This window comes from Aequorivita sp. IT1282, assembly GCF_058068205.1.
This window is the reverse complement of the sequence record NZ_JBYRHR010000006.1, coordinates 193,889-218,946: the sequence shown is the minus strand read 5'-3', so window position 1 is coordinate 218,946 and position 25,058 is coordinate 193,889. Positions and strand designations below refer to the sequence as shown.

Annotated in this window: 20 protein-coding genes and 1 tRNA gene; 18 read left to right on the top strand and 3 right to left on the bottom strand. The window is 38.0% G+C overall.

Annotated elements, in window-relative coordinates:
• Positions 1-20 precede the first annotated feature (20 nt).
• The 12 genes from AC3RVG_RS14305 (at position 21) to AC3RVG_RS14250 (ending at position 11,287) form a co-directional block, all read left to right on the top strand.
• Positions 21-584 (top strand): DUF922 domain-containing protein, encoded by a 564-nt coding sequence (locus tag AC3RVG_RS14305; RefSeq protein ID WP_489692149.1) that lies wholly within the window; start codon positions 21-23, stop codon positions 582-584.
• 177 nt (positions 585-761) lie between these two features.
• Positions 762-1,988, top strand: a complete 1,227-nt coding sequence (locus AC3RVG_RS14300; RefSeq protein ID WP_489692148.1) for a Glu/Leu/Phe/Val dehydrogenase dimerization domain-containing protein — start codon at positions 762-764, stop codon at positions 1,986-1,988.
• 22 nt (positions 1,989-2,010) lie between these two features.
• A complete protein-coding gene (nhaD, locus tag AC3RVG_RS14295; protein WP_489692147.1) occupies positions 2,011-3,390 on the top strand; it encodes a sodium:proton antiporter NhaD in 1,380 nt (459 codons plus the stop codon).
• Positions 3,391-3,438: 48 nt separating this feature from the next.
• Positions 3,439-4,137, top strand: a complete 699-nt coding sequence (locus tag AC3RVG_RS14290) for a MotA/TolQ/ExbB proton channel family protein (protein ID WP_489692146.1) — start codon at positions 3,439-3,441, stop codon at positions 4,135-4,137.
• On the top strand, positions 4,137-4,529 hold the full coding sequence (locus tag AC3RVG_RS14285) for an ExbD/TolR family protein (RefSeq protein WP_489692145.1): 393 nt from the start codon (positions 4,137-4,139) through the stop codon (positions 4,527-4,529). The genes AC3RVG_RS14290 and AC3RVG_RS14285 overlap by 1 nt, the downstream gene beginning before the upstream one ends.
• Positions 4,530-4,622: 93 nt before the next feature.
• Positions 4,623-5,441: an energy transducer TonB gene (locus AC3RVG_RS14280; RefSeq protein ID WP_489692144.1), complete on the top strand. Its 819-nt coding sequence runs from the start codon at positions 4,623-4,625 to the stop codon at positions 5,439-5,441.
• 62 nt (positions 5,442-5,503) lie between these two features.
• Positions 5,504-8,005, top strand: coding sequence for a T9SS type A sorting domain-containing protein (locus AC3RVG_RS14275; RefSeq protein WP_489692143.1), 2,502 nt, complete (start codon positions 5,504-5,506; stop codon positions 8,003-8,005).
• A 12-nt stretch (positions 8,006-8,017) separates the two neighbouring features.
• Entirely contained in the window at positions 8,018-9,235 is a 1,218-nt protein-coding gene (locus tag AC3RVG_RS14270) for a bifunctional folylpolyglutamate synthase/dihydrofolate synthase (protein ID WP_489692245.1), read from the top strand.
• 147 nt (positions 9,236-9,382) lie between these two features.
• Positions 9,383-9,460: transfer RNA gene (locus tag AC3RVG_RS14265), tRNA-Val, on the top strand.
• Between the two features lie 35 nt (positions 9,461-9,495).
• On the top strand, positions 9,496-9,747 hold the full coding sequence (locus AC3RVG_RS14260; RefSeq protein WP_489692142.1) for a GIY-YIG nuclease family protein: 252 nt from the start codon (positions 9,496-9,498) through the stop codon (positions 9,745-9,747).
• A gap of 129 nt (positions 9,748-9,876) precedes the next feature.
• Positions 9,877-10,128: a GIY-YIG nuclease family protein gene (locus tag AC3RVG_RS14255; RefSeq protein ID WP_489692142.1), complete on the top strand. Its 252-nt coding sequence runs from the start codon at positions 9,877-9,879 to the stop codon at positions 10,126-10,128.
• A gap of 178 nt (positions 10,129-10,306) precedes the next feature.
• Positions 10,307-11,287 carry a YitT family protein gene (locus tag AC3RVG_RS14250; protein ID WP_489692141.1) on the top strand — a complete coding sequence of 327 codons (981 nt, stop codon included), beginning with the start codon at positions 10,307-10,309 and terminating at the stop codon, positions 11,285-11,287.
• 60 nt (positions 11,288-11,347) lie between these two features.
• Here AC3RVG_RS14250 and AC3RVG_RS14245 read toward each other — a convergent pair whose 3' ends face one another.
• Together AC3RVG_RS14245 and gldJ are read right to left on the bottom strand one after the other, a co-directional pair.
• The gene (locus tag AC3RVG_RS14245; protein ID WP_489692140.1) at positions 11,348-12,628 is read right to left on the bottom strand and encodes a UDP-N-acetylmuramoyl-tripeptide--D-alanyl-D-alanine ligase; all 1,281 of its coding nucleotides are present in this window, start codon (positions 12,626-12,628) and stop codon (positions 11,348-11,350) included.
• Between the two features lie 68 nt (positions 12,629-12,696).
• Positions 12,697-14,370, bottom strand: a complete 1,674-nt coding sequence (gldJ, locus tag AC3RVG_RS14240; RefSeq protein WP_489692244.1) for a gliding motility lipoprotein GldJ — start codon at positions 14,368-14,370, stop codon at positions 12,697-12,699.
• A gap of 220 nt (positions 14,371-14,590) precedes the next feature.
• Here gldJ and porU point away from each other — a divergent pair, with 220 nt between their 5' ends.
• The 6 genes from porU to AC3RVG_RS14210 all read left to right on the top strand — a co-directional run bounded on the left by porU (position 14,591) and on the right by AC3RVG_RS14210 (position 23,871).
• The gene (porU, locus tag AC3RVG_RS14235) at positions 14,591-18,424 is read left to right on the top strand and encodes a type IX secretion system sortase PorU (protein ID WP_489692139.1); all 3,834 of its coding nucleotides are present in this window, start codon (positions 14,591-14,593) and stop codon (positions 18,422-18,424) included.
• 34 nt (positions 18,425-18,458) lie between these two features.
• A complete protein-coding gene (gene porV, locus AC3RVG_RS14230) occupies positions 18,459-19,619 on the top strand; it encodes a type IX secretion system outer membrane channel protein PorV (RefSeq protein ID WP_489692138.1) in 1,161 nt (386 codons plus the stop codon).
• Between the two features lie 87 nt (positions 19,620-19,706).
• Positions 19,707-20,189 (top strand): cytidine deaminase, encoded by a 483-nt coding sequence (gene cdd / locus AC3RVG_RS14225; RefSeq protein ID WP_489692137.1) that lies wholly within the window; start codon positions 19,707-19,709, stop codon positions 20,187-20,189.
• Between the two features lie 259 nt (positions 20,190-20,448).
• Positions 20,449-21,447 carry a pyruvate dehydrogenase (acetyl-transferring) E1 component subunit alpha gene (pdhA, locus tag AC3RVG_RS14220; protein ID WP_489692136.1) on the top strand — a complete coding sequence of 333 codons (999 nt, stop codon included), beginning with the start codon at positions 20,449-20,451 and terminating at the stop codon, positions 21,445-21,447.
• A gap of 3 nt (positions 21,448-21,450) precedes the next feature.
• On the top strand, positions 21,451-23,136 hold the full coding sequence (locus AC3RVG_RS14215; RefSeq protein ID WP_489692135.1) for a pyruvate dehydrogenase complex dihydrolipoamide acetyltransferase: 1,686 nt from the start codon (positions 21,451-21,453) through the stop codon (positions 23,134-23,136).
• Between the two features lie 54 nt (positions 23,137-23,190).
• Positions 23,191-23,871, top strand: a complete 681-nt coding sequence (locus AC3RVG_RS14210; RefSeq protein WP_489692134.1) for an SDR family NAD(P)-dependent oxidoreductase — start codon at positions 23,191-23,193, stop codon at positions 23,869-23,871.
• Here AC3RVG_RS14210 and AC3RVG_RS14205 read toward each other — a convergent pair.
• Positions 23,861-25,015, bottom strand: coding sequence for a PepSY-associated TM helix domain-containing protein (locus tag AC3RVG_RS14205; RefSeq protein WP_489692133.1), 1,155 nt, complete (start codon positions 25,013-25,015; stop codon positions 23,861-23,863). The two genes, AC3RVG_RS14210 and AC3RVG_RS14205, sit on opposite strands and share 11 nt — an antisense overlap.
• Between the last annotated feature and the right edge of the window lie 43 nt (positions 25,016-25,058).

Sequence of the window (25,058 nt, the reverse complement as noted above, 5' to 3'; positions counted from 1 at the left end):
TATTTATAATAGATTGATTTATGAAAATTTTTTGGTTTCTGCTTTTTATTACATTTCAATTATTTTCACAAAATGGGCCTGATAAGCCAGATAGGGACCTTATTATCTGGGAGCTCGATAAAAAATTAGAATGGAAAGACTTTTCTGGGGAAATCGATCCAAATTTATTCGGAAATGCACTAACAACTTACACGATTGAAATTGTGCCAGAAAATGTCATGGTGGATGAAGAGGATAATATTCGAGGATATGAAAACTTGACGGTAGTAGCAAAATTTTATAGAGATAAATCTTGGTCGGTAACACATACCGATAATTTGCTTGAACACGAGCAGTTACACTTTGATATAGCCGAGCTTTACGCCCGAAAAATTCGAAAAAAGTTTGCTGAATTAATAAATTTAGAAGAAAAGAAATTTGATACTTACGCTAATGCCTACGAAGTCTTATGGCAAGAGTGCAGACAATATCAAAAAAAATACGACTTTGAAACCAAAAATGGAATACTCGAGGACACGAATAGAATTTGGATAAACAAAATTAAACAGGAAATCGAGGTGCTTGAGGATTATAGGTGGAATTAATAATTCAAAAAATGAAATATTAGCCGAATGATTTTTGAGCTTGTAAATTTTAGAGAAAATAAATCTAAACCCCTCACAAGTTTTTTATATTTGTCGTCACTATCCGAAGTCTTGACCACGGACAGCAATCATAACCCGAAGCTTTGGCAATGGGTATTCTAAAAGACTCCATAATTAATGAAGGAATTACTTAAAAAGTACGAAGAAAAAGAACCCGAAATAGTTTTTCATTGGAACGATCCCGAAACCGAAGCCGAAGGCTGGACGGTTATCAACTCGTTACGCGGCGGTGCTGCTGGCGGTGGAACCCGTATGCGAAAAGGACTTGACATGAATGAAGTGCTTTCCCTAGCAAAAACAATGGAGGTGAAGTTTTCAGTTTCTGGCCCTGCTATTGGTGGTGCAAAATCTGGAATCAATTTCGATCCTTCCGATCCTCGTAAAAAAGGAGTTTTGGAACGATGGTTTAAAGCTGTGGCCCCTTTGTTAAAAGGATATTACGGCACGGGTGGCGACTTAAACGTAGATGAAATACACGAAGTAATTCCGTTTACCGAACAATGTGGAATTTGGCATCCGCAGGAAGGTGTTTTTAATGGTCACTTTGTTCCAACCGAAGCAGATAAAATAAACCGAATTGGCCAATTGCGTCACGGCGTTATAAAAGCATTAGAAAGTCCGCAATACTCACCAGATATTACTAGAAGATATAAAGTAGCAGATATGGTAACTGGCTTTGGCGTTGCAGAAGCTGTTAAGCATTATTACGATATTTATGGCGGTACTGTAAAAGGAAAGCGTGCAATAGTTCAAGGTTTTGGAAACGTTGGCTCTGCAGCAGCTTATTACTTATCGCAAATGGGAGCCAAGATTGTTGGTATAATTGACCGCGATGGTGGCGTTATCAACAAAGACGGTTTTTCTTTTGAAGAAATAAAACAATTTTTCCTTACAAAGGATGGAAATACGCTTGTTGCGGATAACATGATTCCTTTTGAAGAGATAAATGATAAAATATGGAAACTCGAGGCAGAGATTTTTGCACCCTGTGCCGCCTCGCGCTTAATTACAAAGGATCAGATCTCCGAAATGATTAAATCTGGATTAGAGGTTATAAGCAGTGGTGCGAATGTGCCATTTGCAGATAAAGAAATTTTCTTCGGACCTATCATGGAATACACCGATGAACGTGTAAGCCTGATTCCAGATTTTATAAGTAACTGCGGAATGGCGCGTGTTTTTGCATATTTTATGGAACGCAAAGTACTAATGACGGACGAGGCTATTTTTAACGATACCTCTATTACCATTAAAAACGCAATTCAAAATACTTACGATAATAACAGTTCTAAAACGAACATCAGCAAAACTGCTTTTGAAATAGCATTGAAACAATTGTTATAATTTTCAATATTAAGCAAACACTATGGAATCAATCATTATTTTAATTTTCGTAATTGGATACCTTTCCATTACACTGGAACATCCATTAAAACTGGATAAAACTGTACCTGCGCTTATTATGGCAGCACTTATATGGGCTGTTTTGGCTATAGGTTTTGTCAGCGGATGGTTTGATGTAATTAATACTGAAGAACAAGCATTCAGTTTTCTTACTGGAGGCGAGCTTGCCATGGAAGGCTTTGAAGGTACGCTGCTTCACCATTTAGGGAAAACAGCAGAGATACTCATTTTCCTTATTGGAGCAATGACGATAGTGGAGATTATAGATCTTCACCGTGGTTTTGAAGTATTAAAAAGCGCTGTTAAAACAAAAAGCAAGCGAAAATTATTATGGATTATAGGGATACTTGCATTTTTCCTTTCAGCAATAATAGATAACCTTACCGCTACCATTGTGCTAATTACGCTTTTGAGAAAATTGATTCACAGAAGAGAAGACAGGATTTGGTACGCATCTATGGTAGTAATTGCTGCAAACGCTGGTGGGGCTTGGTCTCCAATTGGCGATGTAACAACAACTATGTTATGGATTGCTAAGAAAGTATCTGCTGGTGGTTTGATGGAATTTGTTGTATTGCCATCTATTGTATGTTTTGTAATACCGTTCATAATTGCCAGCTATTTGCCAGCTTTCCGAGGAAATATAGCGATGGATGATAGTGAAGATAAAGAAGGAGAAGCTTTATTAAGCAGTAAAACAATGCTTTTCCTAGGTTTAGGAATGATTGTTTCCGTACCAATATTTAAAACCTTGACGCATTTGCCTCCGTATATGGGAATGATGCTTGCTTTGGGTGTGGTATGGCTTGTTTCTGAATATATCCATCCCGAAGAAGATTTCAGCAAAGAAAGAAGGCATTTATATTCTGCACACAAGGCGTTATCGCGAATTGAAATTTCGAGTATTCTATTTTTCTTAGGTATTTTAATGGCTGTTGCAGGACTCGAAAGTCTTGTTTATGGCGTTGTAAATGGTGAAGAAGTAGGAACTTTAAGATATTTAGCTGAAGTATTACAAAGCGCAATCCCCAATCAAGATGTGGTGGTAATATTGCTTGGTATATTTTCTGCTATTATAGACAACGTGCCACTAGTAGCTGCGTCTATAGGAATGTATGATATGCCAATAGACTCTGTGCTGTGGCACTTTATAGCGTATTCTGCCGGAACGGGTGGAAGTATGCTTATCATCGGCTCTGCCGCTGGTGTTGCTGCAATGGGAATGGAGCGAATAGACTTTATCTGGTACTTAAAGAAGATTGCATGGCTTGCCTTTGTAGGCTTTATTGCCGGAGCAGGTGTCTTCCTTTTATTCGAAAGAGTGTTATTTCACCACACCTAACAATTTCTGAAACCTAATACCGTTATTCACTAAAACAAAACCTTTTTTATGCTAAATTTCTTTATTCAAGAAGGTGCAGAAGTCGCACAAAATCTTGAACCAGTTTCTGAAGAAAAAACCTTATCCATAATGGATCTCCTTCTAAATGGAGGTATGGCAGGACAGATAATAATATTTGTGCTTTTCATACTTTTATTTGTTGCGGTTTACATTTATTTTGAACGTCTATTCGCCATAAAAGCGGCTTCCAAAATGGATAGCAATTTTATGAACCAAATTCGCGATCACGTAGCCAAAGGAAATATACAAGCTGCAAAAGTACTTTGCGCACAGAATAACACGCCGGTTTCACATTTAACTGAAAAAGGAATTTCACGAATTGGAAGTCCTTTGGAAGACATCAATACCGCAATTGAAAACGCAGGTCGTCTTGAAGTTTATAAACTAGAGAAAAATGTAAGTGTGCTAGCAACAATTGCCGGAGCTGCGCCTATGATTGGTTTCTTAGGAACAGTAATCGGGATGGTTTTGGCATTTCATCAATTGGCGACCAGCAGTGGTCAAGCCGAAATGGGAAGCCTTGCAGAAGGTATCTACACAGCGATGACAACCACGGTTGCTGGATTGATAGTTGGTATTATTGCATATATGGGCTACAACCATTTGGTTGTAAAAACAGATAAAGTGGTGCATCAAATGGAAGCCACAGCAGTAGATTTTCTAGACATGTTAAACGAGCCGACTTAATGAACTTAAGAGGAAGAAATAAAGTAAGTGCCGAATTTAGCATGAGTTCCATGACAGATATAGTATTTCTGTTGTTGGTATTTTTCCTGCTAACTTCGCCTGCCATAACCCCAGACGCTTTGGATTTAATACTTCCAAAGGCAAAAGGGAAGACTTCAAATGTGCAAAAAGCTTCCGTTAGTATAACTAAAGATGGAGCTTATTACGTAGACAAAGAGCGCGTAAGCGAATACAGCATTGAAAGCGAACTTAAAAAGGTGCTTGCTGGCCAAGATGAACCTACAATTATTCTTCGCGCTGAAGAAGGTGTACCAATTGAAGATGCTGTTTTTGTGATGGATATTGCAAACCGAAATAGCTTCAAAGTCGTTCTCGCCGTCAGACCTAACTAAAGTAAGCAAATTTAGAAGCAGTATGCAGTTGCTTTTGTTCACAATGGCACTGAAATTGTAAATGCCTTTAATCACTATAATAAAACTTCAGCCTTGAAAATTCTAGATACAGAATATAAACGAAAAAGTATGACTATCACGGTAATCGTGCATGTTATCATTCTTATTCTGTTGTTTTATGTAGGGATGAAATATATGGATCCGCCATTGGAGCAGGGCATAGCGATTAATTTTGGGACTACTGAAACGGGTAGTGGTGAAATTCAGCCAACAGAAAAAATTCAATCTGCACCTCAAAAAACAACATCAGAACCTATTGCACAACCTAAAACCGATATAAAGGAAGATGTTGTTACGCAAGAAAATGTAGATGCTCCCGTAATTAAAAAAGAGCAACCTAAAAAGGAACAAACGGTAACTCCAGTAAAAGAGCAGCCCAAAAAAGAAGTAAAAAAGCCAGATCCAAAACCCGATAAATCTACAACAGATGCACTTTCAAGTATTTTGAACGGGCCAAAAAGTGATGGCACGGCAAAAGGTGGCGAAGGAGATGATAAAAGTCCTGGCGACAAAGGAAGCCCCGATGGCGACCCAAATGCGAGTGCCTATTACGGAACAGGTAAAGGTTTGGACGGAGATGGCAATTATTTGTTGGGCGGAAGAAAAGCTCTTAACAAAGAAAAATTTGTGCAAGACTGTAACGAAGCGGGAACAGTGGTTGTGAGCATTGAAGTAGATAGAAACGGAAGAGTAATAAGCGCAACTCCTGGAGTACGCGGAACTACAAATAATACGCGATGTCTTTTAGAGCCTGCCAAAAGAGCTGCATTAGCAACAAAATTCAATGCTGATGATAAGGCGCCTGCAAAGCAGATTGGCAAAATTATCTATAGATTCAGTCTTTCTCAATAGCCTTTTTCTCTTTTAAAAATACCTTGAATTTTTCAGTATCTTTAAACTTCTAAAAAGATACTATGCTTCGAAATTTTACCTATCTCTTTCTTATATGCTGTTTAGCGGGTTGTAAAAATACTTCCAAAGAAAATAATGACTTTGCTTCCGAAGAAATTAAGGATGAAAAGTATCCGCACGATTTTATGTTTATGCAAAGGGCCTATCCAAACGGTGAATTAAACACTGCGGCATATTCTGAAGCAATCCGTTGGAAACAACAAGCTGCACACAAAAGTAATGCAACCGAAGTATGGCAGTTCAGCGGCCCCTTAAATGTAGGCGGTAGAATTACAGATATAGAAATTCCCTCTACCCAGCCCGAAGTGTATTATGTGGGTGCCGCTTCTGGAGGAATTTTTAAAACCATTAATGGTGGTGACGATTGGATCCCAATTTTTGACGAACAGGAAATGCTTTCCATTGGCGATATAGAAATTTCAAAAAATAACAATAATCTAATTTGGGCTGGCACGGGCGAAGTAAACGCTGGCGGAGGTTCATTGGTGTACGATGGCGATGGAATCTATAAAAGTACAGACGGAGGAACCACTTGGCAATCCAAAGGTTTGCCAGAGATTGGCAGCGTTGGTAAAATTGTTTTAGATCCAAATAACGATAATATAGCTTTTGTTGGCGCAATGGGTCCATTGTTCAAAAAAAGTACAAATCGCGGTGTTTATAAAACCACAAACGGCGGCGATAGTTGGCAGCAAGTATTGTTTGTAAGTGATTCTACGGGGGTTGTAGATATGTCAATTCATCCCACCAATGGAAATATTGTTTACGCTGCAAGTTGGGAGCGCATCAGAAGACCTAATAATAGGCAATACGGCGGAATTACTTCGGGAATTTACAGAACTACAGATGGTGGTTCTAATTGGACAGAGCTAACAAATGGACTGCCAAACTTAGCTTCACAAAAGGGAAGAATCAGTATAGATATTTCAGCATCGAACCCAGATGTACTTTATACCCGTTACGCAGATGCTTCGGGAAATATTCAAGGAGTTTATAAAACTAATAACGGTGGAGATTCTTGGACGGCCGTTAATTCTAGTCAGTTGAACAATGTAGGTTTTCATTGGTGGTTTGGCGGGATTTATGTAGATCCCACAGATGAAAATATAATTTATAATGTAGATTTCGTTGTTCAAAAATCTATAAATGGTGGTACTAGTTGGTCAAATGCTTTTTCAAATGTACACGTAGATCAACATGCGCTCGCGTTTAATGCATCGGTGCCAGGAGAAGTACTTCTCGGCAATGACGGCGGACTTTATTACAGCAGTAATGGTGGTGCTTCGTCGGTTAAAGATTTAAAGCTGCCCATTACACAATTTTATAGAATGCATGTTGATGCACAGAACGAAAATAAAATATACGGCGGAGCGCAAGATAACAGCACCAGCCGCACACAGACGGGTGGATTGACAGATTGGAGTATCATTTTTGGGGGCGACGGTTTTCAACCGCTGGTTGATCCTACAAATACAAACGTTATTTATGCGCTCGCTCAAAATGGAACTTTGGGAAAATCTACCAACAATGGCAGCTCTTTTTCCAATGCCACTTCTGGTATTTCTAGTGGCGATCGCAAAAATTGGGACACCCCAATTACTTTTGATCCATCAAATTCACAAACGCTTTATTTCGGAACAAATAAACTTTACAAAACCACGAATGCCGCTGGCTTTTGGTCGGCTATAAGTCCGGATCTCACGGATGGGCCACACGCTGGCAACCTTACATTTGGCACCATAACAACGATTAGTGTTTCGCCTTTAGACAACGAAATTATTTTTGTGGGCACAGACGATGGCAAAGCGTGGGTTACGCAGGATGGTGGTTCAAATTGGATTGATATTTCGGCAGGAGTTCCCAACAGATGGGTTACAAGAGTTTTGGCTTCGCGTGAAGATCCAAATATTGTTTACTTAACGCTTTCGGGATATCGGTTTGGTGATGAGGTGGGCCATGTGTATAAAAGCAATGATTTAGGAACTAATTGGTTCGATATTTCTGCGAGTTTGCCAGATATTCCAGTGAACGACTTGGAGCAAGACAGTTTTGGAAATCTATTTGTAGCAACAGATGTAGGTGTTTTGGCGACAAGTGATGAAGGTGTAAATTGGAGTGTTTTAGGCGAAAATTTGCCTTCGGTTGTGGTTACAGATTTGTTTATTCACGAAGATTCACAATTCCTTTTTGCCGCTACTTATGGTCGGTCAATTTATAAAATTGATATTTCAGATGATATTTTGAATTTAGATGAAAATAGTTTTTCTTCGGAAGTGAAAGTTTATCCAAATCCCGCTACGGAAATGGTGACTATTTCGCTTAAAAACACTTCAGAAAAAGCTTCATTAATAGTTTATGACGTTATGGGAAGACTTGTAAAACAACAGGCTTTTAAGGGTGAAAAAGATCTTCGTCTTTCTGTTGAAAACCTTCAGCCGGGAATCTATTATTTGAAAATTTCCGAAGGAAAAAAGCAGACCACAAAAAAACTGATTGTAAAATAAAAGAATTTAGCTATCAACTATTCAGAAACCATTGCTTGGCTTTTTGCGCAACTCCCAATGTACCAAAGGGTGGGGCAGAGCGCTTATAAAGCAGATTTGGCAGCAACGATTAGCCTTGCCAATCATTTAGATAATCCCGAGAAAAGTTTTAAAAGCGTGCACGTTGCCGGTACAAATGGCAAGGGTAGTACGAGCCATATGCTGGCTTCAGTTTTTCAGGAAGCGGGTTATAAAACGGGGCTTTACACTTCGCCACATTTAAAAGATTTTCGCGAACGGATAAAAATTAATGGCGAAATGATTTTCGAATTTTACGTTTCAGAATTTGTTTACAAACACAAGTCGTATTTTGAAAGTAATCAACTGTCTTTTTTTGAAATGACCGTGGGTTTGGCTTTTGATTTTTTCAGAAATGAAAAGGTAGATATCGCTATAATTGAAGTTGGGATGGGCGGAAGGCTGGACAGCACAAACATTATTACTCCGGAAGTGTCCGTAATTACGAATATTGGTTTAGATCACACCCAGTTTTTGGGCAGCACTTTAGACAAAGTAGCTTCAGAAAAAGCTGGGATTATAAAAGCTGGAATTCCTGTTATAATTGGCGAATCCCTTCCAGAAACTAAAGCTGTCTTTCAAAATGTTGCTTCGGAAAGAAATGCACCAATTACTTTTGCCGAAACAATGGATGTGGTTGATTATACTTCAGACTTAAAAGGCATTTATCAAAGAAAAAATATAAAAACTGTTTTAACAACTTTGAAAATTTTACAAGAAAATGGTTGGAATATTTCTGAAGAAAATATAAAAGATGGTTTATTAAATACCGTTAAAAACACTGGATTGATGGGGCGTTGGCAGGTTATAAAAGAAAATCCAAAAGTAATTTGCGATACAGGACACAATAAAGAAGGGCTGCAATTGGTAATGGCACAGCTTGGAAAAGAGGATTTTCAAAACCTTCACATTGTGCTGGGCGTTGTAAGTGATAAGGATTTGGCGTCTGTATTACCGTTGTTTCCTCAAAATGCGACTTATTATTTTTGCAAACCAAATATTCCTAGGGGCTTGGATGCTTCACTTTTACTCACTAGAGCTCGCGGATTTGGACTAGTTGGAGATGAATATATTTCAGTATCAAAAGCTTATAAGTCCGCGCTTGATGCCGCAACAGCTCAAGATTTTATTTTTATTGGGGGGAGTACTTTTGTGGTTGCAGAAGTTTTATAATTTTTTTCAAATAAATGTTTGCGGGAATTAAAAACTAGCTTATATTTGCAACCTCTAAACAATGAGGGCGATTAGCTCAGCTGGTTCAGAGCATCCCGAATTAACTTCGGGAGGTTCGGGGAAAAGTTTAAAAATATTGTTTTAAGAGGGCGATTAGCTCAGCTGGTTCAGAGCACCTCGTTTACACCGAGGGGGTCGGGGGTTCGAACCCCTCATCGCCCACCAGATTTAAAACCGAAGCTTTCGCTTCGGTTTTTTTTATGGCTTATTTTATCTACATACTATATTCTGGAACTTTAGATAGATTCTATGTTGGCGCTACAGAAAATATCTTGTTTCGGTTAAAAGAGCATCTTTGGAAGCATAAAGGATTTACGTCAAAAGCTAACGATTGGGAACTTAAATATTCCGAAAGCTTCGCGACAAAAACTGAAGCGTTCTTACGTGAAAAACAGATTAAAAAATGGAAAAGTAGAAAAATGATTGAGAGATTAATAAAATCATTGAATTAGCTCAGCTGGTTTAGAGCATCCCGAATTAACTTCGGGAGGGTCGGGGGTTCGAACCTTCCGAAGTTAATTCGGAACAGGCTCTCATCGCCCACCAGATTTAAAACCGAAGCTTTCGCTTCGGTTTTTTTTATGGCTTATTTTATCTACATACTATATTCTGGAACTTTAGATAGATTCTATGTTGGCGCTACAGAAAATATCTTGTTTCGGTTAAAAGAGCATCTTTGGAAGCATAAAGGATTTACGTCAAAAGCTAACGATTGGGAACTTAAATATTCCGAAAGCTTCGCGACAAAAACTGAAGCGTTCTTACGTGAAAAACAGATTAAAAAATGGAAAAGTAGAAAAATGATTGAGAGATTAATAAAATCATTGAATTAGCTCAGCTGGTTTAGAGCATCCCGAATTAACTTCGGGAGGGTCGGGGGTTCGAACCTTCCGAAGTAAATTCGGAACAGGCGCTCATCGCCGACCAGATTTTTTTATTTTAATACACCGCGTTTTATATTAAAAGGAATAAGTCTAACTTTGACCGCATCACTAATTAAAACCAAAATACTTGATTCCATTTATCCATAAAATTATAATCGACGTAGTAAAAAAGCGGCAAAAGAGCGGAAAATCAGCAAAAGCTTCTGAGCCTTTCGAAAAGCGCGTTAAAAATCTTGAGGTTGAAATTACGCACGAAGTCGTAGATATTTTCTATCTACTTCTCGGAGTTCTATCGGCGTCATTTGGTTTAAGAGGTTTTTTGATTCCCAGCGGTTTTATAGATGGTGGAGTTACCGGAGTTTCACTAATGGTGAATGAATTGGCGGGTATTTCATTTTCGCTACTGTTAGTGTGTTTCAACCTGCCCTTTTTAGCATTGGCTTATTTTTCCATAGGAAAAAGATTTGCCGTTAAAAGTGTTTTAGGAATAGTGCTTTTAGCGGTTGCTGTGGCTATAATGCCTTATCCAACTATTACGGACGATCAAATATTGGTCGCTGCTTTTGGAGGATTATTCCTTGGATTAGGGATTGGATTGGCAATTCGTGGAGGTGCAATAATAGATGGAACCGAAGTATTAGCCATTTTCATTAGCCGCAAAACTAGCCTTACAGTTGGGAATGTTATAATGATATTTAATGTAGCAATTTTTACTACTGCGTCTTACTTTCTTTCTACTGAAATTGCGCTGTACGCAATACTCACTTATTTCGCAGCTTCAAAAACAGTCGATTTTGTAATTGACGGTATTGAAGAATTTATGGGGATTACTATTATTTCTGAGAAAAATGACGAAATACGAATAGCTATTATTGAAAAAATGGGACGTGGATGTACTATTTTTAAAGGCGAAAATGGCTTTTCAATAAACGGCGAGCCAAGAAAACCAGTAGATATTGTTTATACTGTAATTACGCGTTTGGAAATGAGTAAGCTAAAAACTGAAGTAGATAAAATTGACGCGCAGGCTTTTATGATTATGACTTCCGTTAAAGATGCTAAAGGAGGAATGATTAAAAAGAAACCCATCAAAAAATTCGACAAGTAACGCCGAAAGAACTGTTGGTTTAGAGATATTGCCAACTATGATTTGCTTGCAGATTTTTTTTTACAATAATTCTAAAATTCTTTCTAAAGCCATTCCGCGAGAGGCTTTAATTAAGATTGTTGAATTTTTCGGCACATTAGTTTCAATCTCTTTTTTCAATTCTTCAAATGTTTCAAATTGCTTTATGTGTGAAGCATTATTTTTTGATTTATAAAAATTACTTCCTACGAAAACCGCTCTTCCGAACGGGTTTTCTCTTAAAAAGTCAACGATGTTTTGATGCTCTGTTTCGGCTTCTTTTCCCAATTCAAACATATCGCCTAAAAACATAATTTTGTTTTCGCCTTTAGCCTGTTTAAAGTTTTCTAAGGCTGCGAGCATACTTGTTGGGTTGGCATTATAGGCATCCATTAAAACAGTATTACTACCTTTATCAACCAATTGTGAGCGATTGTTGGATGGAATATAGCTTTCTATACCAGCCTTTATCTTTTCGGTTGAAACATTTAAAAAGGCGCCCATAGCGATAGCAGCAGAAAGGTTTGCGAAATTGTAGGCGCCAACTAAATTGCTTTGTATTTTAGTGCCTTCAAATTCTACTAAAAGGTGGTGCGAGCTATTTATTAATTTAATGTTGTAAGCGCTTTCAGGTGTTCCAAAAGTTATTCGAAAAATGCCTTGCGAATTTTCTATTTGCTTTGGGTCGTTGGCATTCACAAATATTTTCTTGTCGTGTTTTTTTAGATATTGATAAAGTTCAGTTTTTGCTTGAATTACTCCTTCAAGGCTTCCAAAACCTTCTAGATGTGCTTTCCCAAAATTGGTTATATACCCGTAATCTGGTTCTGCAATTTCGCTTAACATTTTTATTTCGCCTAAATGGTTGGCGCCCATTTCTACAATTCCAATTTCGGTTTCTTTGTCCATCGCTAGCAATGTTAAAGGAACTCCAATATGGTTATTTAAATTTCCTTGGGTTGCAACGGTTTTAAACTTTTGGGAAAGTACTGCGTTTATAAGCTCTTTTGAAGTAGTTTTTCCGTTACTTCCGGTGAGCGATATAATTGGAAGATTTAAAGATTCTCTGTGAAACCTAGCTAATTGTTGAAGTGTTAAAAGTACATTTTGCACTAAAATAGTTTCGCCAGTGCTTTTGTGAAACGCTTCTTCTTCTACAATTACTTTTAGCGCACCTTTATCTAATGCTTCTTGGGTAAAAAGGTTTCCGTTGAAATTTTCACCTTTAAGGGCGAAAAAGATACAGTTTCTGAATATTTTACGAGTGTCTGTGCTTACGCCGCTACTCTGCAAAAAATACTTATGTAGGGATGGTATATTCATAAAATAAATATACTAAAAAACCCTCCGAAGCTGTATGCCAAGGAGGGTTTTTTATAATTTTTGAAATTTTAATTTCTTGGGCGTTTGCCTTTTTTCGATTTTGAACCAACGCGACTCATTGCGCATCTAAACCCAATATAGTCTGTTGCCATATCTTGTGGGAAATAACGTCTTTGAGCTGGGTCTAACCAGTAATCTCTATCTCTCCAAGAACCACCTTTATAAACACGTACTTCATTGTCAACTAGTGTAGTTCTGCTTGAAGATTTATCGTATTGACGATCTAAAGAGCCTGTGCTATCTGCAAATACTTTTTGAACTGGGGAGTTGTACATTCTGTTGGCACCATTACCACCTTCACCTTCTTCATCAGCGAACGATTGGTAGTAACGTGATGAACGTTTGTCGCCATCTCGGTAATCGCGATTATCGCTTTCAGAAAAGTTGGTACGCAAATAAGTTTCATTTTCGTCAACTGGTACTTGATAAATTTCTCCAGGTAAGTTGCGAGCAATGATTTTTCCGTTGCTTAATGTGTCATAAACTATAGAGTCCATAGTAACAACTTTTACTTTTCCATCTTCGCCAATAGCATTTTTGGTGTAAACGTTTCCACGGTAATAGTTAAAGTCATTAAAGTCGTCGTCAACAATAGGGCGGTAAACATCTGCAACCCATTCGGCAACGTTTCCAGCCATATCATAAAGCCCGAAATCGTTCGGTTCATAAGATTTTACTTCTGCTGTAATATCTGCACCATCATCACTCCATCCAGCTATTCCACCGTAATCACCATCACCTTGCTTAAAGTTTGCCATTTGGTCACCGCGCGTTTTTCTTTTTCCAGAGCGGGTATATTGACCTTCCCAAGGATATTTTTTCTTACCTCTGTAGGCATTATAATTACGAAGTCCAACTAAACCAAGTGCTGCGTATTCCCACTCAGTTTCGGTAGGAAGACGGTAGGCCGGCATTAGCAATCCATCTTTACGTTGAATATATAAGTTTGTACTATCCTTACTTCTTTTAGCAATAGATTCAGATTTTTTTCCACCACGGGTAATTGAATCGTTACCACCGTAAGTTAGTGTTGGAGCGTTTAAGTATGTTTCTGTGTTAAAAGTCTGTCCTGGTTCTACATCGTAACGAGCGTTGCGAACGGTAACGCCTTCATTTTCTAACACCATTTCGTTTACACGATCTGTTCTCCAGTTACTAAATTCAACTGCTTGAATCCAACTAACACCTACTACAGGATAATCTGCATAGGCGGGATGGCGAAGATAATTATTAGTCATTACTTCGTTAAAACCTAAACGGTTTCTCCAAACAAGCGTATCGGGAATCGCACCTTCATAAATTCTTCTGAAATTTTCATTAGATGGAGGGAACACTTTTTTCAACCAATCTAGGTATTCAAGGTACATTAAGTTTGTAACCTCAGTTTCATCCATATAAAAGGATTGAACGTGTTGTTGGTTTGGCGAATTGTTCCAATCGTGCATTGGATCATCCTGAACCCTACCCATCGTAAAGGTTCCACCTTCAACAAATACAAGGCCTGGGCCCGTTTCTTGCTCTTTAGATTTTGGGTTGTATTGAAAACCACCTTCTTTGGCGTTCATTTTCCAACCAGTGGCTCGAGAACTGTCTTTGTAGTCTCTGGATTTGTTGCAACTTACTAAAAATGTGGTTGCTATTAAAGTAACTAATAACTTAAGTGTTAGGTTTTTTCTTAACATCATAGATTCAAATATGATAAAATTGGGTTCGCAATATAGTAATTAACGACAAAATCACAATAATATTTTGTTATTATTGCGCTGTAGGGTTTTAAAAGGTTTTGAGACCAATCAAGAATGCAAACGTATTAGTTTTAAAATTATTATCCTAATTCGTCAAGATAGAAAACTTTAAAAAATGTGTTATACTAAGTGTATATTTGAAGCGTTATTGGTACTAATGAGAAAAGCGATACTTCTTTTTATTTTTATAATACTTCCTTTTATAGGAATGGCTCAATCGAAAAATATAACAATAGATTGGGGAGACTCTAAACCAACGGTAAATACTATAGGCAATCCTGAAACGGCAGCTTCGTCTAAGCAAAGGGCAATAGCAGCCTTAAAGTTGCAATTAAACAAGGAGGTTGTTACTTATCAAACAAAATGGGAAGACGGCAATTTTGCCGATAAAAGCTCTGTAACGATTACCAATGTGGGTTATGGACCCATTTCTTCGGTAGAATTGAGTAAAATAGACACAGACTTAGTGCCGAATAATCTTGAATATACTATTGGAAGTTCTCGTTCTAGGGAAAAACTTTTCACAATGTTAAAGATTTCTCCAATAGTAAAAACAGGCGGCGGGTACCAAAAGGTACTTTCTATTGATGTTAACTACCGTTATTCTCCGCCTTGTACAGATTACACTCCAGAAATAACAAACTCCGTACTTGCCACGGGTGATTGGTATAAATTTAAGGTTGAAGAAACTGGAATTCATAAAATAGATAAATCGTTCCTAAGTAGTTTAGGCATGAACACTGACGGAATTAATCCAAGAAATTTAAAGGTTTTTGGTTTCGGCGGACAATCGTTGCCGTTACTTAATTCTGAAAATAAATTTTTTGATCTTCCGGAAAATGCTATTCAGGTTGTGGGCGAAGAAGACGGATCTTTTGATAGTGGCGATTATATTTTGTTTTATGGAACCAGTACAAACGGTTATGTTGAAGAAAATGATTCAAATTTAAATCCATATAGCGACGACTCTTTTTATTACGTAACTGTTAGTGGCAATGCTGGAAAACGCGTTCGGCCAATGGTGGAGCCAACTGGGACAGTTGAATTTACTATAAATGAATTTGACGATTATCAATTTCACGAGAAAGATGAAGAAAGTCCTACGAAATTGGGAAGAAAATGGTTCGGCAATCGATTCGATATTAAAAATGATCAAAGCTTCAATTTTGAATTTCCCAACATAGTTTCAAGCAAACCAATGCAGCTTACAATTAAAACTGCTGCGGCTTCCGAGAGTGTAACTACAATGGCAGTAACTGTAAACAGCACTACTTTGGACCCAATAATATTTCGCCAGTTGGGGGTAGGAGGACTTTTAGACTTGGATACTTATTACGAAGAGATACCGGCCAATGGCGAATCTGTACAAGTAGATTTAATGTATAGCAACGGTGGCAATCCATCGAGCATAGCTTATTTAGATTATATAGGTTTATGGGCTGTTAGAACACTAAGCGGTGTAGATGGTCAATTACCTTTTAGATATAATAAAGCTGCAACGCTAACAGGTGTTGGCGAGTATCAATTAACTAATGCATCGCAATATTCTCAAGTTTGGGATGTAACCGATATGCAGTTTATTACTTCAAAACAAAATGAAGGCAATGCGTCTTCTTTCGGCTTTAAGCAGACTTTAGGCGAGGTACGCGAATATGTTGCAGTTGGCACAAATAATTATTTAGTTCCACTTAAAACTGCACAATCAGTAGTTCGGAATCAAAATTTGAAGGGAACTATTTTTAAAGATGGTTCCGGAAATTTTCAAGACGTAGACTATTTAATTATTACAGCACCTTTTCTTATTCAGCCTGCATTGCGGTTGGCAACCTATCATAAAAGTTTGCAAGGTCTAAATGTGAAAGTGGTAACCACAGATAAAATTTATGAAGAATTTGGTGGTGGCCGTCAGGATATTGGTGCTATTCGGAATTTTGTTCGTTATGTATATAACAATGCCTCCACAGAAGCAAAACGCGTAAAATATCTGGGAATTATCGGGGATGCTTCCATAGATTATAAAAATAGGCTTTCAAATAACAATAATATTGTCCCAACATTTCAAACGCTTACGGGTGTAAGTATTGCACAATCATTTATGTCTGACGACTTCTTTGGAAGCATGGACGAATGTGAAGGAACTATAGGTTCTGGTAGTAGCGACATCGATTTGCTAGATATTGCAATGGGTAGAATACTCGCAGACAATGTTTCTATGGCCAATGCCATGGTAGATAAAATAATAAAATATACATCGGAAAGTTCTTATGGTAATTGGAGAACTAATTTTGTACTTATTTCAGATGATATTGATAAAGAAAACGAGGAGCAACTGGAGTTAAAATTGGATGCTTTGGGCGATGAGATTTCAATTGAAAAGCCGTTTATAAACGTAAAGAAAATTCATGCAGATGCCTATCAACAAGAAGCTTCGGCGGGAGGAAGTCGCTATCCAGAGGTTAATAAGGCTATTATAAGCGCCTTTGATGTTGGGGCAATAATCATTGATTATTTTGGTCACGGGGGCGAAGATGGCCTTGCTGCAGAATATATCTATACTAAAGAAACCGCCCAAAACTTCAAGAATAAAGATAACTTGCCTTGTGTTATTACCGTTACTTGCGAGTTCACAAAATTTGATAATCCGCTGCGAATCACTGCGGGAGAATTAACTTATCAAAACAAAGAAGGGGGTGCTATTTCTTTAGTTACTACAACACGAGCAATTTATATTTCTACTGGGGTAACATTCAATCAGCTCCTCGCAAACAACCTTTTCGGATACAATATGGATGTGCCAAATACACCGGCAGAAGGGTTGCGACTTTCCAAACAAGAAATAGATAGCGATTTAAGACGTGTGGTTTTCTACGTAGGCGATCCTGCAATGCATCTCGCTTTTCCTAAAAAAAGTATTCGTCTTACAATGTTAAATGATTTGCCTATTGGTCAGTCCACAGATACACTTAAGGCTCTAAGTAAAATAAAACTTGCAGGCGAAGTTGTAAATGAAGCGGGCATGCTAATGGCAGACTACAATGGTATACTTGAAGCAAAGGTGTTCGATAAAAACGTAATGCGTCAAACATTAGACAACGATAACTTCAACTTTATAATGGATTTCACCACCTTGGGCGAAGTGCTATTTAATGGGAAGGCAACCGTTTCTAAAGGTCTTTTTGAATTCGAATTTGTAGTTCCTCGAGATATTCAAATACCCGTGGGTAAAGGACGGGTTAGTCTATATGCAAAAAGAGATAACGTGCTTGAAGATCAAGCTGGAGTAAATTTAGACTTGAACGTTGGCGGATTAAATGAAAATGCACCCGAAGACAACGAAGGTCCATTAATTAAACTATATATGAACGATGAAAGTTTTGTTTCGGGCGGAATTACAGATGATTCCCCAATGTTACTCGCAAAACTTGAAGATTCTAATGGTATTAATACCGCTAGTGGTATTGGTCATGATATTGTAGCTATTTTGGACGGTGATGAATCCAATCCATTTGTATTAAATGAATTTTACCAAGCCGATGTTGATGATTATTCAAAAGGGCAGACTACTTTTAAATTCCGCGATCTTGAAGATGGATTGCATACCCTAACCTTAAAAACTTGGGATGTTTATAATAACTCATCTACTGCCGAAATTCAATTTATAGTTGCAGGTAGCGATAAACTAGAAATTACACGCGTACTCAATTACCCGAACCCATTTGTGAACTATACTCAGTTTTGGTTTAACCACAACAGACCAGATGAGACCTTAGATGTACAAGTTCAAGTGTTCACTGTAACCGGAAAAGTGGTTTGGACCAAAAACGCTACCTTGCCACCATCCGGCAGTTATTTATGTCGCGAAATTACGTGGGACGGACGTGATGATTTTGGCGATCGTATCGGAAAAGGTGTGTATGTGTACAAGATTACAGTTAAAACTGCGTTAACAAATCAGCGGGTTGAAAAATTTGAGAAACTCGTTATTCTATAAAAATTAAAATTATATTTGCTCAAAATTATTTAATATGAAGAAATTACTTATTCCAATTTTGTTAGGCCTTGTAGCGTTTAAATCTGTAGCACAAGAAGATAATACAGGAATCGAGAATCGAGTTATAACTACAGGTGTTCCTTTTGTACTAATTGCTGCCGACCCTCGTGCCGCCGGTATGGGAGATATAGGGGTTGTTACCTCTGCAGATGCTTTTTCACAACAATGGAACCCAGCAAAATACGCTTTTTCACTTTCAAAACAAGGCGTTGGTGTTACATACACACCTTACTTAAGCAAATTGGTGAACGATATATTTTTGGGTAACATTACCTATTATAATAGATTAACCGAGCGTAGTGCTGTTGGAGCAAGTTTCCGATATTTCAGCAATGGAGAAATAGAATTACGCCAAACTGCAGATGAAGAGCCTTTGTTGGTTAAACCAAACGAATTGCTTTTTGATGTATCCTACTCACTTAGACTTAGTGAGCGTTTCGCAATGGCTGTTGCAGGTCGTTATATACGTTCAGATTTAAAACTTCAAACCGCAGTGGCAGATGCGTCTGCAGCAAGTACTTTTGCGGTAGATATTGCAGGGTATTACCAAAGTGAAGAAATACCTTATGACGATTTTGACGGTCGTTGGAGAATGGGTTTCAATATTTCTAACATAGGTCCAAAATTAAAGTATGACGAAGTTGGTTCAGAAAGTAGCCTTCCAACAAACCTTGGTTTAGGTGGTGGATTCGATTTCATATTAGACGAATACAACAAAGTTGGAGTTTCTACTCAGGTTAACAAACTATTAGTGCCTACTCCAAGCGATTCAAACAACGACGGATCTATAAACAATCAAGATGATTACTACAACGAAAGTTTCTTCGGTGGAATGTTCTCTTCATTTAATGATGCACCCGACGGTTTCAGCGAAGAATTAAAAGAATTTACTTGGGCTTTAGGTGCTGAATACTGGTACCAAGATGTATTTGCTTTCCGTGCTGGGTATTTCAACGAAAGTGACGATAAAGGAAGTAGAAAGTTTATGTCCTTTGGTGCAGGTTTCCGTTACACCGCAATAAATATTGATATCTCTTACTTATTCTCAACCTCAAAATTAGCAAACAGCCCATTAGACGGTACCCTTCGTTTTGGTTTGACGTTTAATTTTGGAGATGAGTACGACGAATATTAATAAAAAAGTTTAATAGTTGAGTGTTTAAAAATTTAGAGACTTTAAAAGGAATTCTATTTTTGAACAACTAAACTCATCATTTAAGAAGTGAAAAAACAAAAAATTGAAATCGATTTGGTGGTTTTTGAAGATATTTCAGAACTTCCAAAAGACATTCATGAATTAATGATTAAGGCGCAGCAAGCACGTGAAAACGCTTATGCGCCTTATTCACGTTTTAAGGTGGGTGCTGCTATAAAGCTATCTTCTGGTGAAATTCCAATCGGCAGTAACCAAGAAAATGCAGCTTATCCTTCGGGTCTTTGTGCGGAACGCGTTGCTATATTTCATACGGGAGCTCTTTTTCCTAATGAAGAAATTAAAGCAATGGCTATTTCTGCCAGTTCATCCAGTCAAATGCTAACAGAACCTATTGGTCCGTGTGGCGCTTGTAGGCAATCCATGGCAGAATATGAGCAAAAGCAAAATTCACCAATCGCCATTTACTTTATGGGCGAAACAGGAAAAATTGTAAAAGTTGCTTCGGTTATGGATTTACTACCGCTTGGCTTTGATGCTAAATACCTCTAAAATAAAAAAGCACCAAATTCTAAAACACATCTAATAAATTTCAAATTATAATTGGCAACTCTTCCTTCAAGTGGACTTGTCATTTAATTGAATTTTCACTTTTCATTTTTGTGATTTATTTGGAATTTGGTTTTTGATATTTGAAGTTTATTTAAGATTTGGTTTTTGGGATTTGTAATTTGTATTTTCTACTTATAAAGTGCTACTTTTGTTATCCGTTTAATAAATTTTCCCCTTGGGAAAAACTTATCGCAGATAGATGAAGAAAATCACCAAAAAAACGTACCTCGATTGGTACGAAAACATGCTCTTTTGGCGCAAATTTGAAGATAAATTAGCCCAAGTTTATATCAATCAAAAAGTAAGAGGTTTTCTACACCTCTACAACGGTCAGGAGGCTGTCTTAGCAGGTGCATTGCACGCTATGGACCTCACCAAAGACCGAATGATTACAGCATATCGAAATCACGTACAACCTATCGGGATGGGTGTGGATCCTAAAAAAGTAATGGCAGAGCTTTATGGAAAAAGCACCGGAACCTCTCAAGGTTTGGGTGGCTCCATGCATATTTTTTCTAAGGAACATCGTTTTTATGGTGGGCACGGTATTGTGGGTGGACAAATTCCACTTGGTGCTGGCTTGGCATTTGCCGATAAGTATTTTGATAGAGACGCTGTAACGCTAACATATATGGGAGATGGCGCAACACGTCAAGGTTCACTTCACGAAACTTTTAACCTTGCAATGCTTTGGAAACTTCCAGTAGTATTCTGTGTTGAAAACAATGGTTACGCAATGGGAACTTCCGTAGCGCGAACTGCAAACCACACAGATATCTGGAAACTTGGTTTAGGGTACGAAATGCCTTGTAAGCCAGTTGATGCAATGAAACCAGAAGTGGTTGCAAAGGAAATGGACGAAGCAATTAAACGTGCGCGTCGTGGCGATGGCCCAACATTTTTAGAATTGCGTACCTACCGTTACCGCGGTCACTCAATGAGTGATGCGCAACATTATCGTACCAAAGAAGAAGTTGCCAAAAAACAGGAAGAAGATCCAATTACATATGTGCTTCACCAGATTTATGAAAATAAATGGGCAACCGAAGCTGAGATAAAAAAAATTGACAAAAAAGTAAAAGCTATGGTAGAGGAATGCGAGAAATTCGCAGATGAATCTCCATACCCAGATAAGAACCTGATGTTCGATGCTGTTTACGAACAGGAAAATTACCCGTTTATATCAGATAAATTATAAGAAATGGCAGAAGTAATAAACATGCCGCGTTTGAGCGACACCATGGAAGAAGGAACGGTAGCAAGCTGGCTTAAAAAAGTGGGCGATACTGTGAAGGAAGGCGATATTCTAGCCGAAATTGAAACTGATAAAGCCACAATGGAGTTCGAATCTTTTCATGAAGGAACGCTGCTTTATATAGGAATTAGTGAAGGCGAAACCGCAGCTGTTGATAAACTTTTGGCGATTATTGGAGAGAAAGACGAGGATATATCAGATTTAATCGGTGGCAAATCTTCAGATAAAAAGGAGGATAAAACTGAAGCTAAGGATGATGACAATGAGGAAGCTTCCGAAGATGATTCGGAAGAGAAATCTGATAGTTCTTCTAATTCAGATGAGGGGTCATCGAGCGATGCCGAGTTGCCCGATGGTGTTGAAATTATAACGATGCCACGTTTAAGCGATACAATGACTGAGGGAACAGTCGCATCTTGGCTTAAAAAAGAAGGCGATAAAGTAGAAGAAGGCGATATTCTTGCCGAAATCGAAACCGATAAAGCAACGATGGAATTTGAATCATTCTATACCGGAACGCTTTTAAAAATAGGCATAGGCGAAGGCGAATCTGCTCTCGTTGATGCAGTACTTGCAATTATTGGCCCTAAAGGAACTGATGTTTCTGGAATAGTTGAAAACTTAAAAAAGGGCGGAAAATCTTCAGATAAAAAAGAAACCGCTGCCGCTAAATCTGCGGCTGACAAAAAAGAATCTAGCGCTAAAGCTACGGAGGATAAGGGCTCTGCTCCAACGAAAACTACGGAGAGCAAAGGCAATTCATCATCTTCACAAACTACAAATGAAGGTCGCATTTTCGTTTCGCCTTTGGCTAAAAAATTGGCTGAAGAGAAAGGAATCAATTTACGCCAAGTGCGCGGAAGTGGAGAAAACGGCCGCATTGTAAAAAGCGATATTGAAAATTACCAACCTGCTGCAGGTGGTGGGCAAGCTTACACTCCAGTAGGAACTGAAAGCTTTGAGGAAGTGAAAAATTCTCAAATGCGAAAAACTATTGCCAAACGTTTGGCGGAATCTAAATTCACCGCGCCAGAATATTATTTAACGGTTGAGTTAGATATGGATTACGCAATTGCCGCTCGCGAAGCAATAAATGCCGACCCAGATGTTAAAATATCTTTCAACGATATGGTTATAAAAGCCTGTGCAATGGCATTGCGCAAACATCCGCAAGTAAATAGCCAATGGACGCCAGAAGCTACAAGAATAGCGAAGCATATTCATATTGGTGTTGCTGTTGCTGTGGACGAAGGTTTGCTGGTTCCTGTACTTAAATTTGCAGACCAAATGACATTTTCTCAAATTGGCGGGCAAGTAAAAGAACTTGCCGGAAAAGCGCGTAATAAAAAAATAACTCCGCAGGAAATGGAGGGTAGTACGTTTACAGTTTCCAACCTTGGAATGTTTGGTATTACAGAATTTACTTCAATAATAAATCAGCCTAACTCTGCAATCTTATCTGTTGGTACAATCGTTCAAAAACCGGTTGTAAAAAATGGGCAGATTGCAGTTGGCAATACAATGATGGTAACTTTAGCTTGCGACCACCGAACAGTGGACGGAGCAACAGGTGCTAAATTCCTTCAAACATTAAGACAGTATATCGAGAATCCTGTGACGATGTTTGTATAACCTATTTCTTCGGTAGGCGCGCGATTAATCGTGCGCCTACCAAATTTTAAAAACATGAAAAACGTTATAATTACAGGCACTTCCCGTGGTATCGGTTTCGAAATGGTAAAGCTATTTTCAGAAGCTGGACACCATGTTTTAGCACTTTCACGAAATTCAAAACCGATTTCAGATTTAAAACTGAAAAACGTAACAGCACTGGAATTTGACATTGCAGATGAATCTGAAATAATTAAACTTAGTTCGTATCTTCAAAAAACAATGCAGTCTGTTGACGTTTTAATAAATAACGCTGGATATTTAGTAAATAAACCTTTTGCCGAAATTACTTCCGAAGAATTTAAAAGTAGCTATGACGTAAATGTTTTTGGCCCTGCATCATTAATAAGAACTACGCTTCCATTTATGAAAAAAGATGGACACGTCGTGAACATTAGCAGTATGGGCGGTATTCAAGGCAGTGTAAAATTCCCCGGACTTAGCGCGTATAGCAGCAGCAAAGGTGCAATCATAACTTTAACCGAATTACTAGCCGAAGAATTTAAAGAAACGGGTCCATCATTCAACGTTTTGGCTTTAGGATCTGTGCAAACTGAAATGCTTGCGGAAGCCTTCCCAGGATTTAATGCACCACTTTCAGCCACTGAAATGGCAAAATACATTCTCGATTTTTCCCTTACGGGGAATAAGTTTTACAACGGAAAAATACTGCAAATTTCAAGTACTACACCTTAATTTTTCTTTGTTTTTTCGGTTTTTTCTTCAATTTATTTAGCCAAATAATCACTCCAGTTATAGGTAGACTTGTTGCGATTAAGCAGGAAATAAAATAAATGGTTTTTGAAAACCAGCCGAAAATGGTTCCCATATGTATGGCTTTTATGGAACTCGCAATTTGAACATTCAATGGTTTTTCTGAAAAAATTTCTTTTGAAATCACAGTACCGTCTCGATCAATTTTTAACTCGTCTGTTGCAGTTTGGAAAAAATCTTGATCGTGGTATTTTCTAACGCTAAATATTTCTGTTTCAGCTTTTGGTATTTGTAATACAGTAGTGCCTTTAAATTGTAATTCTTGTTGGGTGATGTTTAATATTTCGGCAAAATCTACAATCGTTTTATCTGGCGCAACATAAGATTCTATTTTTTGTCCGCCACTGCGACCGGCAAAAACTTCTGTGCCTAGCACGGCACTTCCCGCATCTTTATACCATTCAAAAGACCAAAACAAACCTGTAAGCGACATTATAGTTAAAAATATAGCGGTATAAAATCCTAGCGTAACGTGTAGGTCGTGGTTAAGACGTTTCCATTTTGCGCGCCACGCAACTTTTAATCCAGGTTTTAGATGTTTCCATTTCAGTTTTTTTAATTTTTTCTTTGGAAACCATAGCACAATTCCGGTGATGGAAAGTATTAAAAAGATTATGGTTGCCACGCCAACGATGGGTCTTCCAATAGAAATATCTAATAATAACCAACGGTGCATTTTAAACATCGTCATAAAAAAGCCGTCGAGCACATTGGGAGCTTTTTTTGTATAAGTTCCCTGGTATTGATCCATAAAAAAGGTTGTGCCGCGCCTATCTTCTTTACTCGTTTTTACCGAAAATTCGTATGGCTTTGAGGTTTCAGGACTTATCGTTAAACGCATTACTTCGCCTTCAGCAGCTAATTTATTTGTTAAATCTTCTATTGGAAGAAGCTGCGCTGTTGGAGTAACGCTTATTTCTTCGGCAAAAATATTTTTTATCTCTTCTTCAAAAGTAAGAACCGTTCCTGTTAGACAGATTATTAGCAGTATGATGCCACTGCCTATTCCAAGCCAAAGGTGCACGTCGTTTATAAATTTCCGAAGGGTGTATTTTTTATTTTTCATAATTTATTTTTAATAAAACCTTAGGTTGCCAGGAGTTTCTATT

Bases quoted from the DNA above. Each gene is read 5' to 3' on its own strand.
- AC3RVG_RS14305 (WP_489692149.1), top strand. From the start codon at position 21: ATGAAAATTTTTTGGTTTCTGCTTTTTATTACATTTCAATTATTTTCA.
- AC3RVG_RS14300 (WP_489692148.1), top strand. From the start codon at position 762: ATGAAGGAATTACTTAAAAAGTACGAAGAAAAAGAACCCGAAATAGTT.
- nhaD (WP_489692147.1), top strand. From the start codon at position 2,011: ATGGAATCAATCATTATTTTAATTTTCGTAATTGGATACCTTTCCATT.
- AC3RVG_RS14290 (WP_489692146.1), top strand. From the start codon at position 3,439: ATGCTAAATTTCTTTATTCAAGAAGGTGCAGAAGTCGCACAAAATCTT.
- AC3RVG_RS14285 (WP_489692145.1), top strand. From the start codon at position 4,137: ATGAACTTAAGAGGAAGAAATAAAGTAAGTGCCGAATTTAGCATGAGT.
- AC3RVG_RS14275 (WP_489692143.1), top strand. From the start codon at position 5,504: ATGCTTCGAAATTTTACCTATCTCTTTCTTATATGCTGTTTAGCGGGT.
- AC3RVG_RS14260 (WP_489692142.1), top strand. From the start codon at position 9,496: ATGGCTTATTTTATCTACATACTATATTCTGGAACTTTAGATAGATTC.
- AC3RVG_RS14255 (WP_489692142.1), top strand. From the start codon at position 9,877: ATGGCTTATTTTATCTACATACTATATTCTGGAACTTTAGATAGATTC.
- AC3RVG_RS14245 (WP_489692140.1), bottom strand. From the start codon at position 12,628: ATGAATATACCATCCCTACATAAGTATTTTTTGCAGAGTAGCGGCGTA.
- gldJ (WP_489692244.1), bottom strand. From the start codon at position 14,370: ATGTTAAGAAAAAACCTAACACTTAAGTTATTAGTTACTTTAATAGCA.
- porU (WP_489692139.1), top strand. From the start codon at position 14,591: ATGAGAAAAGCGATACTTCTTTTTATTTTTATAATACTTCCTTTTATA.
- porV (WP_489692138.1), top strand. From the start codon at position 18,459: ATGAAGAAATTACTTATTCCAATTTTGTTAGGCCTTGTAGCGTTTAAA.
- pdhA (WP_489692136.1), top strand. From the start codon at position 20,449: ATGAAGAAAATCACCAAAAAAACGTACCTCGATTGGTACGAAAACATG.
- AC3RVG_RS14215 (WP_489692135.1), top strand. From the start codon at position 21,451: ATGGCAGAAGTAATAAACATGCCGCGTTTGAGCGACACCATGGAAGAA.
- AC3RVG_RS14210 (WP_489692134.1), top strand. From the start codon at position 23,191: ATGAAAAACGTTATAATTACAGGCACTTCCCGTGGTATCGGTTTCGAA.
- AC3RVG_RS14205 (WP_489692133.1), bottom strand. From the start codon at position 25,015: ATGAAAAATAAAAAATACACCCTTCGGAAATTTATAAACGACGTGCAC.